This is a genomic window from Martinezella sp. CNPSo 3964 (assembly GCF_057784375.1).
In genome coordinates this window covers 1,261,841-1,275,407 of sequence record NZ_JBXSOW010000001.1, presented here as the reverse complement: position 1 = coordinate 1,275,407, position 13,567 = coordinate 1,261,841, and the positions used below count along the sequence as shown (strand labels likewise).

General features: G+C 59.1%; 14 protein-coding genes and 1 tRNA gene. 13 read left to right on the top strand and 2 right to left on the bottom strand.

All coding sequences use genetic code 11. The annotated features are described in order from the left end of the window. The first annotated feature begins 217 nt into the window (after nt 1-217). Together AC13Q5_RS06275 and AC13Q5_RS06270 are read left to right on the top strand one after the other, a co-directional pair. Complete coding sequence (locus AC13Q5_RS06275) at nt 218-664, top strand: phasin (RefSeq protein ID WP_069612335.1); 447 nt, start codon at nt 218-220, stop codon at nt 662-664. Between the two features lie 217 nt (nt 665-881). Beyond that, nucleotides 882-958, top strand: a tRNA-His gene (locus tag AC13Q5_RS06270). A 53-nt stretch (nt 959-1,011) separates the two neighbouring features. On the opposite strand, the gene AC13Q5_RS06265 is transcribed toward AC13Q5_RS06270, so the two are convergent. Further along, on the bottom strand, nt 1,012-1,323 hold the full coding sequence (locus tag AC13Q5_RS06265; RefSeq protein WP_488501117.1) for a hypothetical protein: 312 nt from the start codon (nt 1,321-1,323) through the stop codon (nt 1,012-1,014). 27 nt (nt 1,324-1,350) lie between these two features. Here AC13Q5_RS06265 and AC13Q5_RS06260 point away from each other — a divergent pair, with 27 nt between their 5' ends. Then, on the top strand, nt 1,351-1,560 hold the full coding sequence (locus tag AC13Q5_RS06260; protein ID WP_488501116.1) for a hypothetical protein: 210 nt from the start codon (nt 1,351-1,353) through the stop codon (nt 1,558-1,560). 39 nt (nt 1,561-1,599) lie between these two features. Here the strand turns inward: AC13Q5_RS06260 and AC13Q5_RS06255 are convergent, their stop codons facing one another. Beyond that, nucleotides 1,600-2,481 carry a LysR family transcriptional regulator gene (locus tag AC13Q5_RS06255; RefSeq protein ID WP_488501115.1) on the bottom strand — a complete coding sequence of 294 codons (882 nt, stop codon included), beginning with the start codon at nt 2,479-2,481 and terminating at the stop codon, nt 1,600-1,602. A 141-nt stretch (nt 2,482-2,622) separates the two neighbouring features. Here AC13Q5_RS06255 and AC13Q5_RS06250 point away from each other — a divergent pair, with 141 nt between their 5' ends. From AC13Q5_RS06250 to AC13Q5_RS06205, 10 genes are all read left to right on the top strand, one after another. Continuing rightward, on the top strand, nt 2,623-4,119 hold the full coding sequence (locus AC13Q5_RS06250) for a CoA-acylating methylmalonate-semialdehyde dehydrogenase (protein WP_075855706.1): 1,497 nt from the start codon (nt 2,623-2,625) through the stop codon (nt 4,117-4,119). 142 nt (nt 4,120-4,261) lie between these two features. Continuing rightward, a complete protein-coding gene (locus AC13Q5_RS06245; RefSeq protein ID WP_488501114.1) occupies nt 4,262-4,609 on the top strand; it encodes a VOC family protein in 348 nt (115 codons plus the stop codon). A 229-nt stretch (nt 4,610-4,838) separates the two neighbouring features. Beyond that, nucleotides 4,839-5,906 carry a YjgN family protein gene (locus AC13Q5_RS06240; RefSeq protein ID WP_488501113.1) on the top strand — a complete coding sequence of 356 codons (1,068 nt, stop codon included), beginning with the start codon at nt 4,839-4,841 and terminating at the stop codon, nt 5,904-5,906. Beyond that, nucleotides 5,878-6,981, top strand: a complete 1,104-nt coding sequence (locus AC13Q5_RS06235) for a M48 family metallopeptidase (RefSeq protein ID WP_488501112.1) — start codon at nt 5,878-5,880, stop codon at nt 6,979-6,981. Before AC13Q5_RS06240 ends, AC13Q5_RS06235 begins: the two co-directional genes overlap by 29 nt. A 118-nt stretch (nt 6,982-7,099) precedes the next feature. Beyond that, the gene (gene rirA / locus AC13Q5_RS06230; RefSeq protein WP_075855703.1) at nt 7,100-7,588 is read left to right on the top strand and encodes an iron-responsive transcriptional regulator RirA; all 489 of its coding nucleotides are present in this window, start codon (nt 7,100-7,102) and stop codon (nt 7,586-7,588) included. 343 nt (nt 7,589-7,931) lie between these two features. Continuing rightward, nucleotides 7,932-9,527, top strand: a complete 1,596-nt coding sequence (locus AC13Q5_RS06225) for an ABC transporter substrate-binding protein (protein ID WP_075855702.1) — start codon at nt 7,932-7,934, stop codon at nt 9,525-9,527. 89 nt (nt 9,528-9,616) lie between these two features. Continuing rightward, the gene (locus AC13Q5_RS06220) at nt 9,617-10,621 is read left to right on the top strand and encodes an ABC transporter permease subunit (protein WP_075855701.1); all 1,005 of its coding nucleotides are present in this window, start codon (nt 9,617-9,619) and stop codon (nt 10,619-10,621) included. 9 nt (nt 10,622-10,630) lie between these two features. Next, nucleotides 10,631-11,539: an ABC transporter permease subunit gene (locus AC13Q5_RS06215; protein ID WP_075855700.1), complete on the top strand. Its 909-nt coding sequence runs from the start codon at nt 10,631-10,633 to the stop codon at nt 11,537-11,539. Further along, nucleotides 11,539-12,555, top strand: coding sequence for an ABC transporter ATP-binding protein (locus AC13Q5_RS06210; protein ID WP_075855699.1), 1,017 nt, complete (start codon nt 11,539-11,541; stop codon nt 12,553-12,555). Before AC13Q5_RS06215 ends, AC13Q5_RS06210 begins: the two co-directional genes overlap by 1 nt. Then, nucleotides 12,552-13,505 carry a peptide ABC transporter ATP-binding protein gene (locus AC13Q5_RS06205; RefSeq protein ID WP_075855698.1) on the top strand — a complete coding sequence of 318 codons (954 nt, stop codon included), beginning with the start codon at nt 12,552-12,554 and terminating at the stop codon, nt 13,503-13,505. Before AC13Q5_RS06210 ends, AC13Q5_RS06205 begins: the two co-directional genes overlap by 4 nt. Nucleotides 13,506-13,567 lie beyond the last annotated feature (62 nt).

Below are 13,567 nucleotides of genomic sequence, written 5' to 3'. Positions count from 1 at the left end.
AACCTGTTTTGCGGGCGTAATCGCCTCTCGTGATTTAACGCTTTATTAATAACGGCGCCCCGCTTTTCGGTCCAGCGAACGGCCCATTTTTCGGCCGGAAAGGTTAACGCCTTGTGCGTCGCACAAATATGTTGCACTGCACAATATTTTATATTATATACACCTCACACAGGTTCACGATAGGCGCCTCAGAGAGGGCCTTTTTAGGAGCGTAATCATGGCTACTGTAAAGAAAGACGACGTTTTTTCAACGGCTGCATTCGATCCGTCCAAGTTCTCCGAATCCTTCCGCGATTTCGCTGAAAAGGGTGCTGCCCAGTCCAAGGAAGCCTTCGCCAAGCTGAAGGCTGCTACCGAAGAAGCCGGCAAGACGGTTGAAGCAACCGTGCAGACCGCACAGGCTGGTTCCGTAGAAATCGGCCTCAAGGCCATCGACGTTCTGCGCACCAATGCCGAAAGCTCGCTGGCTCACATGGAAGCCCTGCTTCGCGTCAAGTCCGTTGCCGAACTCTTCGAACTTCAGACGGCTTTCATCCGCAAGCAGGCCGAAGTCACCGTCGAGCAGGCCAAGTCCATTCAGGACACCACCAAGAAGGTCGCCGAAAAGCTGGCAAAGCCTGCCAAGGATGCCGCTGAAAAGGCAATGGCCTCCTTCAAGGCCTAATCACCTCCGATAAGCCTCCCAAGGCACGAATGTCCCGCCTGCAGGTGAAAACCTCTGGCGGGACTTTTCATTTCCGCCGCAAGCCGGCGTGGCCGGTATCCGGCCGCGCATCATCATTTGGATATCTGCAAAGCTTTTTTGTATTGCGGGGAGATAGGACTTGAAATAATTTCAAAGTCCTCGTATGTCACCCCCGTTCGCGGCGACGCGAGCATGTGCGGTTGTAGCTCAGTTGGTTAGAGCGCAGGTTTGTGGCACCTGAGGTCGGAGGTTCGAGACCCCCCAACCGTACCATTATCTCCCTTGATCCGTTCGTAGCAGATGTCGGCGCCATTGGCCGCTGAAGCCTATTTCTTGTCCTCGGGCTTCTTCGACACGTGCCCGGGCGATATCGGATCGCTTGCCGGAAAAGTCTCTTCCAGCGCTTCTTCCAGATAATCGTCCTGTTCCTTGTGTTCTTTTTCGTCCAGTTTCTGTTGCTTCTTGTCGCTCATCATCCTGGCTCCCTGATTTCTATCTGAAATACTAGGCTTCGTCCGGTCTTTGTCCAGCAGCGAGGGACGAACGGCGGGGAATGGCAAATCGCGCCCATCTCGTAAACGCGGGCCGCTCGCCGAAATTATCTTGGAACCGTCCGCGGCGTTCGTCGTTGTCTCCATATCGGCAACCGGACGAAAGGAGCGGGCATGTCTGTACCGAACGAGCCGATCCCCGAGTCGCCTCCGATACCGGAACCAGGCTGGACGCCGAAGCCACCGATCGAAGAGCCGGAGCCGGACAGGTTGCCGGACGAAGTTCCCGTTCCCAATCCTGACGAGAACGAGGAGCCGCCGAAACATGCCGAGGCTCGACCGCTGCCGCATGCGCCATCATGGTGGTGCAGCTTGATGCCGTGATTTTTGCCTGTAAGCGGCGCCGCATCCGCCAACTTTACCTCATAGGAAGGTCCGCCGCTCTTCGCTCACCAGCTCCTGCAGGAAGTCCGCAACGGTGCGCACGCGCACGAGGTCGCGGGCACTTTCATGATAGGTCGTCCAGTAGGCACGCTTGATGGAGATATCGGGCAGGATGCGGGTCAGCTCCGGAAACTGCCTGGCGATGTAATCATGCAGAATGCCGATGCCGGCGCCGGAGCGCACGGCTTCCGTCTGGCCGATGGCGGTTGAGATCTCGAAAGAGGCGTCCCAACTGCGCATGATCTCGCCTGAGAAATTCAGCGATGCGGTAAAGATCAGGTCTTCGACATAGCCGACGCGCGGATGCAGCTTCAGCGCCTCGACGCTGTCGGGCAGCCCGGCCTGTTCCAGATAGGTTTTCGAGGCATAGAGCCCGAGCGTGTAGTCCGTCAGCTTCGATGAAACCAGACGGCCCTGTTCCGGGCGTTCGAGCGTGATCGCGATATCGGCTTCGCGCTGCGACAGCGAAAAGGAGCGGGGAACGGGCACGAGCTGGATGCGAAGCTCGGGATAGCGGGCGATCAGCCTCCCGAGCCTGGGCGCCAGGAAGGACACGCCGAAGCCGTCGGGCGCGCCGATCCGTACCGTGCCCGTAATGGCACTGTCGAGGTGGCCGACGCTGGCCTGCGCGCGCAGCATCTCCGTTTCCATGCGCTCGGCTGCGTGCAGGAAGATCTCGCCTTCCGCCGTCAGATCGCAGCCATTGGTGCGGCGCACGAGCAGCCGCGTCTTCAACCGCTCCTCCAGCGTCGTTACCCGGCGGGAGAGGGTAGCGTGGTTGACGCCGAGCCTTTTGGAGGCGGCGAGAATCTGCCCGGTGCGCGCCACGGCCAGAAACATGCGGACATCGTCCCAGTCCATTTGCACATCCCCTTTCGGATTGGCCTCTTTTGCACAGCAAGGACTTTAATTTTTGCACAACGGTTGCTTATAACAGCTCATTGATTTGTGCAAATTGAAGTGCCATCCTGTGGCCATCCAAGAAAACGAGGAGGCACATCCATGCGTGAGATCGGTCATTTCATCGGCGGCAAGCACGTCGCCGGCACGAGCGGGCGCAGCAGCAAGGTTTACAATCCGGCAACCGGCGAAATGCAGGCAACCGTCGCGCTTGCGAGCGTCGAGGAAATCCGCGCAGCCGTCGAAAACGCCAAGGCCGCGCAGCCGAAATGGGCTGCTACCAACCCGCAGCGCCGCGCCCGCGTCTTCTTCAAGTTCGTCGAGCTTTTGAACAAGAACATGGATGAACTTGCCACCTTGCTCTCCAAGGAGCACGGCAAGACGGTCGAAGATTCCAAGGGCGACGTCATTCGCGGTCTGGAAGTCTGCGAATTCGTCTGCGGCATCCCGCACCTGCAGAAGGGCGAATTCACCGAGGGTGCCGGCCCGGCGATCGACATGTACTCCATTCGCCAGCCGGTTGGCGTCGGCGCCGGCATTACGCCGTTCAACTTCCCGGCCATGATCCCGATGTGGATGTTTGCGCCGGCAATCGCTTGTGGCAATGCCTTCATCCTGAAGCCGTCCGAGCGTGATCCGTCCGTGCCGCTCCGTCTCGCCGAATTGATGATCGAAGCCGGTCTGCCGGCAGGCATTCTCAACGTCGTCAATGGTGACAAGGCCGCCGTCGACGCCATCCTGACCGATCCGGATATCGCTGCCGTTTCCTTCGTCGGTTCCACGCCGATTGCCCGCTACGTCTATGGAACGGCTGCCATGAACGGCAAGCGCGCGCAGTGCTTCGGCGGCGCCAAGAACCACATGATCATCATGCCCGATGCCGACATGGACCAGGCCGTCAACGCGCTGATGGGCGCCGGCTACGGTTCGGCTGGCGAGCGCTGCATGGCGGTATCGGTCGCCGTCCCGGTCGGCGAAGACACGGCCAACCGTCTCGTCGAGAAGCTGGTACCGAAGATCGAATCCCTGCGCATCGGCCCCTATACCGACGACAAGGCCGATCTCGGCCCGCTCGTCACCAAGGACGCCTATAACCGCGTCACCGGCCTGATCAACCGCGGTGTCGAGGAAGGCGCCAAGCTGGTCGTCGACGGCCGTGGCTTCAAGCTGCAGGGCTATGAGGATGGCTATTTCGTCGGCGGCACGCTGTTCGACCACGTAAAGCCCGACATGGACATCTACAAGACCGAGATCTTCGGACCGGTTCTCTCCGTCGTTCGCGCCAAGAACTACGAAGAAGCTCTCGACCTGCCGATGAAGCACGAATACGGTAATGGCGTCGCCATCTACACCCGTGACGGCGATGCGGCCCGCGACTTCGCCTCGCGCATCAATATCGGCATGATCGGCGTCAACGTTCCGATCCCGGTTCCGCTCGCCTACCACTCCTTTGGCGGCTGGAAGGCTTCCAGCTTCGGCGATCTCAACCAGCATGGCACGGATTCCATCAAGTTCTGGACGCGCACCAAGACGATCACCGCCCGCTGGCCGTCCGGCATCAAGGACGGTGCGGAATTCGTCATGCCGACGATGAAGTAAGCATCGTAATCACTGACCCGTGTCAGCCGCCGTCCATCTTTCGGACGGCGGCTTTTTTATTGCGTTTGTTTTCGATGGAGTCATCTTGTCAGGGCCGCCGTTTTCATTTAGAACAAAACAAGAACAACGGGAGGGCCGAGCGATGGCCGTGACCTATCAGATCGACTATCTCGAATTTCCGTCGAAAGACGGCCTGAAGACCCGCCGCTTCTTCGAGGAAGCCTTCGACTGGAGCTTTGTCAGCTATGGACCGACCTACCATGTCATCGAGGCGGCCGGAATAGATGCCGGCATAGATGGCGACGCGGGAGAGGCTGCCGGCACGCCGTTGCCCGTCGTGCGCACCACCGATCTGGAAGCCGCACAGCGCGCCGTCGAATTCGCCGGCGGCGTCATCACGCGCCCGGCCTTCGATTTTCCCGGCGGCCGGCGCTTTCACTTCCGCGAACCCGGCGGCTGTGAAATGGCGGTCTGGGTATCTGTGCCATAAACGAGTTGGCGTCGCTGTGGCATTAAGGTTGCAGTCTTGCGGGCAAATTGATCGTTCGCGCTTCACGTGCGGCAAGCCCGTATTTTTCCGTTGATTGACGGTCGTTTTCCTGATCTCAAATGCAACGGTAAGGCGAGCGGCGTGTCGCGCAACACGTCTCCCGGCGGCTTGTGCCTAAGTGGAGCGCCCGTTGGAATGCTCGTCCTCTTGTGGAGTAGGGGAGTATAGCATGGCAGCTGTCGAGCAAAATTATCCGTTGGACGGGAGGCCTCCTTTCCAAAGGGCTTCCTTTACGGGCAACGCTTCTGAATATTTCGGCATCTGGATCGTCAACATTTTGCTGACGATCGTCACGATAGGCATCTATTCCGCCTGGGCGAAGGTGCGACGCAACCGGTATTTCTACGGCAACACGGTCATTCTGGGTCAGAGCTTCGAATATCACGCCAAGGGCAAGCAGATACTGATTGGACGCTTGATCGTCTTCGGCTTCCTGATCTTGGTGAATATCCTCTCTCACGTGGCGCCGCTCGCATTACTGGCGCTTTGGCCCGTCTTGCTGGTCGTGTTCCCATGGTTTCTCATGCGCGGATTGCGGTTCAATGCCCGCGTGACGAGCTACCGCAATGTGCGTTTCGATTTCGTGGGAACGTATGGTGGCGCGTTCAAGGCAATCTTCCTGGGTGCCTTGATATCGATAATATCGATCGGGCTACTGTCGCCGATCGCAAGCCGTTGGTTCTATAAATATATCTTCGACAATCTGCGCTATGGCGATCGACCATTCTCGACCGAGCCGCGACTGGGTGCGATTTATAAGGTTTTCGGCGCGATGATCGCAATCGGCATCGGAGGCGCCGTGGTTTTGGGGTTCGTTGTGGGCGCCTCCGGTATTTTTCGGGGAATCCCAATTGGCCCGGCAGGGGCTGATCTCGGCCCAGCGCTTTTCGGTTTTCTTGTCGGCATGTTCGCCTACATATTTGCGGGTCTCTATTATCGAGCCTCGATGCGTAACATCATCTGGTCGGCGGCAATGATCGATCATCGCCATCAGCTTCGCAGCAATCTCGGCCGTCGGCAGTATATCTGGATCGTGATTGTCAACACCGTTCTGACCGTGGTGACGTTAGGTCTGATGCGCCCGTGGGCAGCGGTTCAGATGCAGCGTTTCCTGGCGGAGCATACCTCTATCAGCGTCGACGGCGACATCGGTGTGGTCTTCGATCAGATCCGCTCGACAGGCAGTGCCGTGGGTGCGGAATATCTTGATGTCGATGGATTCGACTTTGGTTTCTGACACGATACCGATTGCGATCGGCCTCTGGTATCCACCGCATTCCAGCCGGGAAGTTTCAGCCCGGCTGGTGGATGTAGGCGGGTCGCTCATGGTGCTTTCGGCCGAAGAGGGCGAAGAAGGCAAGCGACTTGCTTGGGGCATTCGCTCCGATGTCGAGATCAGTCAGCGTGTCGGCTCCATCCCGCGTCGAGTTGTGTTCGGCAACGAATCCGTCTTCGAAACGCGAGACAATAATGCCATGGACGCCTATCTGCGAAGTCGCGGCGAAGGGCGCAGCAGCTTCATTCATGGGCTTGAGATCGTTCGTCCCCGCCTGATCGCCTTTGCCTTGGCGACGGTTGTCCTCGCCTCGATCGTCTATCGCTACGCCCTGCCGGTTCTGGTGGAGCTTGCGGTCGTTGTGACGCCACCCGTGGTGCCGGAGATGATGTCTGCGGGAACGTTGAAGACGCTTGATAGGGTGACCTTTAGCCCCAGCAAACTCCCCAACGCGCAGCAGGATGCAATTCGCAGCGGCTTTGAGAGGTTAGCCACAAATGCGCAGGGCGGGGCGGATCGCTACCATCTGAATTTCCGCGATGGTGGCCTCATTGGCGCCAACGCGTTTGCACTGCCGGACGGCAATCTCGTGCTCACGGATCAACTTGTCGAGCTCGCCGGCGGCGATCAGGAGATGGTCATTGCCGTTCTTGGGCACGAGATCGGCCATGTCGAATACAAGCACAGCCTGCGCCAGCTCTATCGCGCCGCAGGCGTCGCTGGTCTTGTCCTGCTGATCGCGGGTGACGTTGGTTCCGGCGTTCAGGATATCTTGACGCAGGGTGGCGGCCTGCTGGCGCTTTCCTATTCCCGTGAGGCGGAGGCGCAAGCTGATCGTCGCTCTGTGGAGCTGATGCAGGCGGCCGGAAAGGACCCGGCGGCTCTTTCGCGCTTCTTCGATATCCTCGAAACGAAACTTGATGACCATAGCAGCACCAGCATGCTGTCGACCCATCCGGGCACGCCGGAACGAAGGCAGGCGATCCTTGATTATGCCAAGGAGCTGAAGGAGAAGCAGGTAGTCCCGAGTGGGTGAGGGGGTTCAGCTTCGAAATAACGTGAATATGAATTTCATATTTTGGAATTGTTCAAAACTGAGAAAGCCACTATATACGGGTCCAGCCCCTAAGCAGCCTTGATTCCAGGAGATCGGCATGCGCTTGACGAAGCAGACCAATTACGCAGTGCGCATGTTGATGTATTGCGCCGCCAATGATGGCCATCTGAGCCGCATCCCGGAAATCGCGAGAGCATACAGCGTATCCGAGCTGTTTCTCTTCAAGATCCTGCAGCCGTTGACCAAGGCAGGTCTTGTCGAAACGGTGCGTGGTCGCAATGGCGGCGTGCGCCTTGCAAAGCCGGCAACCGATATCAGTCTGTTCGACGTCGTCCGCGTCACCGAGGACAGCTTCGCCATGGCGGAATGCTTCGAGGATGGCGTGGTGGAATGCCCGCTGGTCGATAGCTGCGGCCTTAATTCGGCGCTGCGCAAGGCACTGAACGCTTTCTTCGACGTTCTGACCGAATATTCCATCGACGATCTGGTCAAGGCGCGTCCGCAGATCAACTTCCTGCTTGGCATTACCGCCCAGGATCACAAGGCGATCGCGAAGAAGCCGACGGTCGCAGCGCCGGCCGCCTGATCTGCCATTCAGAATTCGATCAAGCTTTTGGTCCGCAGTTACCTCCGGTAGCTGCGGATTTTTGTTTGCGTTGCCTCCTATCCGGGCAATATAGGGTTTGCGGATTGTGAGAAGAAAACGTCAAATCGTTCTGAATCTGACAAAAAGATGCAAAATTTTGCCAGAATCTTACCAATTCAGAGGTCTTTTCGTCTGAAAATTTCCAAACTCTACGATTTGGAAAAATTTTAGGCGGCGCTTGTTGCTTTCAAACTTAAAATAAAGTTCCATCGGCGCGATCCGGATGGGAACCTCTGGTGGTGTCCACGGCTTCAAAAGAATAACAAATCTGGGAAACGATATCATGAAAAAGATTTCTGTCCTGCTGGCAGTGACAGCCCTGGCTTCGGTCATGGCGACGTCCGCCTGGTCAAAAACGCTTGTCTATTGCTCTGAAAGCTCGCCGGAAGGTTTCGATCCGGGCCTCTACACGGGCGGCAACACCTTCGACGCCTCGTCGCGCACGATCTATAGCCGTCTTGTCGAATTCAAGCATGGCAGCACCGAAATTGAGCCGGGCCTCGCCGAAAGCTGGACCGTGTCTCCGGATGGCAAGGAATACACGTTCAAGCTGCGCAAGGGCGTGAAGTTCCAGACCACCGACTTCTTCACGCCGACGCGTGACCTCAATGCCGATGACGTGATCTTCTCGATCAGCCGTCAGCTGGGCACGGATAGCCCCTGGGCAAAGTATGTCGCCGGCGGCTCCTATGAATACGCCGATGGCATGGGCTTCCCGAAGCTCATCAAGTCGATCGACAAGGTTGACGACCTCACGGTCAAGTTCGTCCTGAACCGTCCGGAAGCTCCCTTCCTCGCCGACCTCGCCATGGACTTCGCCTCGATCCTGTCGAAGGAATATGCAGACAAGCTGCAGGCCGATGGCAAGATGGAACAGATGAACCAGCAGCCGCTCGGCACTGGCGCCTTCACTTTCGTTGCCTACCAGCCGGATGCCGTCATTCGCTACAAGGCAAACGAGACCTACTTCAAGGGCAAGGAAAAGATCGACGATCTCGTCTTCGCCATCACGCCGGACGCCTCCGTCCGTGCGCAGAAGCTGAAGTCCGGCGAATGCAACATCATGCCGTACCCGAACGCAGCCGACATCAAGGACCTCAAGGCTGACAAGAACCTCAAGGTTCTCGAGCAGGCTGGTCTGAACGTTTCCTACCTCGCCTACAACACGATGGTTGCTCCGTTCGACAAGGTCGAAGTGCGCAAGGCGATCAACATGGCCGTCAACAAGCAGGCCATCGTCGACGCCGTCTTCCAGGGCTCCGCCAAGGTTGCGACGAACCCGATCCCGCCGACCATGTGGTCCTACAACAAGGACATCAAGGACGACGCCTTCAATCCGGAAGAAGCCAAGAAGCTGCTTGAAAAGGCTGGCGTCAAGGATCTCAGCATGAAGATCTGGGCCATGCCGGTTTCGCGTCCATACATGCTGAACGCCCGCCGTGCTGCCGAGCTGATGCAGGCAGACTTGGCTAAGATCGGTGTCAAGGTCGAGATCGTTACCTATGACTGGGCGCAGTACCTGAAGCTCTCCTCCGCCAAGGACCGCGACGGTGCGGCCATCCTCGGCTGGACCGGCGACAACGGCGATCCGGACAACTTCCTTGACACGCTGCTCGGCTGCGACGCTGTTGGCGGCAACAACCGTGCACAGTGGTGCAACAAGGAATTCGACGATCTGGTGAAGAAGGCCAAGCAGACGGCCGACCTCAAGGAGCGTTCCAAGCTCTACGAAGAAGCCCAGGTTATCTTCAAGCGCGAAGCACCCTGGATGACCATCGACCATTCGGAAGAATTCATCCCGATGACGAAGAATGTCTCCGGTTATCATCAGGATCCGGTTGGCGTTCACCGCTTCGACGGCGTCGATATCGCCGAATAACGAAAAATCTGTGAGAATGCCCGGCTAGGATCGGGCGACCCGGCGGTCAGGCAACTTGCCTGACCGCCGGAAAAATTTGGACATCTGCCATGTTGCGATTTCTTCTCAGCCGCCTTGCGGTGCTGATCCCGACATTTCTCGGCGTATCGATCGTCGCCTTCTCCTTCATCCGCCTGCTTCCCGGCGATCCTGTCATGCTGCTGTCGGGCGAACGCGTCATGTCGCCGGAACGCCATGCGCAGATCACCCACGATCTCGGTTATGACCAGCCGATGGTCGTTCAGTACGGCCGATATATCTGGAATGCCCTGCACGGCGACCTCGGCACCTCGATCACCACCAAGCGTGACGTGTTGACCGATTTTCTGACCTTCTTCCCGGCGACGCTCGAGCTGTCGATCTGTGCCATGATCCTCGCAATCTGTCTTGGCATACCGGCCGGCGTTTTCGCCGCCGTGAAGCGGGGTACATGGTTTGACCAGAGCGTCATGGGCGTGGCCCTCGTCGGCTACTCCATGCCGATCTTCTGGTGGGGCCTGCTGCTGATCATCGTCTTCAACGGCTATCTGCACTGGACGCCGGTTTCGGGTCGTATCGGCCTCATCTATTTCTTCAAGCCGATCACCGGCTTCATGCTGATCGACAGCCTGCTGTCCGGCCAGAAGGGTGCCTTCTGGTCCGCTTTCAATTCGCTGATCCTGCCGACCATCGTGCTTGGCACCATCCCGCTCGCCGTCATCGCCCGCCAGACGCGCTCGGCGATGCTCGAAGTGCTCGGCGAGGATTATGTCCGCACGGCCCGATCCAAGGGCCTGTCGCCGCTGCGCGTCGTTTCCGTGCATGCGCTGCGCAATGCGATGATCCCCGTCATCACCACGATCGGTCTGCAGGTTGGTGTGCTGCTCGGCGGTGCCATCCTGACGGAAAGCATCTTCTCCTGGCCGGGTATCGGCAAATGGATGATCGATGCGGTCTTCAAGCGCGATTATCCGGTGGTGCAGGGCGGCCTGTTGCTGATCGCCGGCATCGTCATGCTCGTCAATCTCGTCGTCGACCTGCTCTACGGCTTCGTCAATCCACGCATTCGTCACTAGGAGCGGCCCATGAGCACGGTTAGCGTCAAAACGGTTAGTGTCAAATCCGATCGTCCTTCCGCTCTTGCGGAGTTCTGGTATTATTTCTCTCGCAACAAGGGCGCCGTCATCGGCCTTGCGATCTTCCTTTTCGTCCTGTTTCTGGCGATCTTCGCCGGTCTCGTAGCGCCGCATAATCCCGATATTGCCTACGGCAGCGATATGCAGCGCCTGCCGCCCGCCTGGGCGGAGGGCAGCAACAGCAGTTTCCTGCTCGGCACCGATGCCAACGGACGCGATCTCCTGTCGCGCCTCATCTACGGCACGCGCTTCTCGCTGTTCATCGGCCTCGTCGTTGCATCGCTTTCGGCGATCGTCGGCATTTTGATCGGACTTGTCGCCGGCTATGCCCGCGGCTCTATCGATACGATCATCATGCGCGTCATGGACATTATCCTCGCGGTTCCGTCGCTGCTGCTCGCCCTGGTGCTCGTGGCAATCCTCGGCCCGGGTTTGATCAATGCGATGATCGCGATCTCGATCGTCAACCAGCCGCATTTCGTTCGTCTGACGCGCGCATCCGTCATGGCCGAGCGTGACAAGGAATATGTCATCGCTTCGCGGGTTGCTGGTGCCGGGCCTTTGCGACTGATGTTCAAGACCATCCTGCCAAACTGTCTGGGTCCGCTGATCGTGCAGGCGACGCTCGCCTTCTCGGCGGCCATTCTCGAAGCCGCGGCGCTCGGCTTCCTCGGCCAGGGCGCCCAGCCGCCGACGCCGGAATGGGGCACGATGCTCGCGGACTCGCGTGAATTCTTCCAGAGCAACCCTTGGCTCGTTACTTTCCCCGGTCTTTGCATCCTGATCACGGTGCTCGCCATCAATCTGATGGGCGACGGCCTGCGCGATGCCTTCGACCCGAAGCTGAAGAGGTCGTAATGGCACTCCTCGATATTGAAAACCTATCCGTTGAATTCCAGACCTCGTCCGGCCTGTTCCGGGCCGTCGATGGCGTCTCGCTGACATGCGACAAGGGAGAGATCCTGTCGATCGTCGGTGAATCCGGTTCCGGGAAATCCGTATCCATGCTTGCCATGATGGGCCTTCTGCCATGGACGGCGAAGATCACCGCCGACCGCATGATGTTCGACGGCAAGGACCTGCGCGGTATCTCTTCGCGTCAGCGACGCAAGATCATCGGCAAGGACATGGCGATGATCTTCCAGGAGCCGATGTCGAGCCTCAATCCGTGTTTCACGGTCGGCTTCCAACTCGGCGAGACGCTCCGCATTCACATGGGCCTCGACCGCAAGGCACGCCGCGAGCGCTCCATCGAGCTTTTGAAGCTCGTCGGCATTCCGGCACCGGAAGATCGCCTGTCGAACTTCCCGCATCAGATGTCGGGCGGCATGAGCCAGCGCGTTATGATCGCCATGGCGCTCGCCTGCAATCCGAAGCTTCTGATCGCTGACGAGCCCACGACCGCGCTCGACGTGACGATCCAGGCGCAGATCCTCGACCTGCTCGTGCGGTTGCAGCGGGAGCAGGGCATGGCGCTCGTGCTCATTACCCACGACATGGGCGTCGTTGCCGAAACGGCGGAGCGCGTGCAGGTGCAATATGCCGGCCAGAAGGTCGAGGAGCAGCCGGTCAAGGAGCTGTTCCGCGATCCGCATCACCCTTATACGGCAGCGCTTCTTTCGGCCCTGCCGGAGCGTGCGGAAGTCGGCGAGCGCCTGCCGTCGATTGCCGGTGTCGTTCCCGGTCAGCATGATCGGCCGACGGGCTGTCTCTTTGCGCCGCGTTGTTCCTTCGCAACGCCGGAATGCGACAGGGGCGTCAAGCGCCAGGGCGCCGAACTCGGCCTGACCCTTTGCAACTATCCGCTGGAACATGGCAAGCCGCTCGGTCATCCCGGCATTGTCACCACGCAAAAAGCAGGAGGTGCCGCATGACCGGCGCTGTTCTCGAAGGGCGCGATCTCGCCCGCTTCTACACCGTCAAGCGTGGCAGCTTCAAACCGGAAGCCACCGTCAAGGCTCTGAACGGCGTCAGCTTCAGCCTGCAGTCGGGCCGCACGCTCGCCGTCGTCGGTGAATCCGGTTGCGGCAAGTCGACGCTCGCCCGTCTGGTGACGATGATCGAAAATCCGACGGCTGGCGAATTGCTGATCGATGGCAAGCCCGCCAAGCTTGGCGACCGCAGCCTGCGCAGCGCCGTGCAGATCGTGTTCCAGAACCCCTATGGTTCATTGAACCCGCGTCAGAAGGTCGGCTCCATTCTCGAGGAGCCGCTGAAGATCAACACGGATGACGACGCCGCCACCCGCCGCCGCAAGGCGGAGGAGATGATGGCGCGCGTCGGCCTGCGTCCCGAACACTACGATCGCTATCCGCATATGTTCTCCGGCGGCCAGCGCCAGCGTATCGCCATTGCGCGCGCCCTGATGCTGCGGCCGAAGGTACTGGTGCTCGATGAGCCGGTCTCCGCACTCGATCTGTCGATCCAGGCGCAGGTGCTGAACCTCTTGATGGACCTGCAGAAGGAGATGGGGCTTGCCTATCTCTTCATTTCGCACGGCCTCTCTGTCGTCCGCCATATCGCCGACGATGTGATGGTGATGTATCTGGGGCGCCCGGTCGAAACAGGCACGGCCGAAGAGGTCTTCAGCCGGCCGCGCCATCCCTATACGGCCGCCCTTCTGTCGGCGACGCCGATCGCCGATCCGGATCGCGAGAAAAACCGCATCCGTTTGCAGGGCGAGCTGCCGTCGCCGCTCAATCCGCCGAAGGGATGCCACTTCAATCCGCGCTGCTGGCGTGCCCAGGACAAGTGCCGTGAAGTCGCACCGGAGCTGGCGGGCGAGGGAACGCATAAATTTTCCTGTTTCTTTCCGCTGGATTGATCCAAGTTGTGAGTCGGGCAGATGTCGCTTTGCCGCGCCTTTCTGCCTGGCCCCTCACCCCA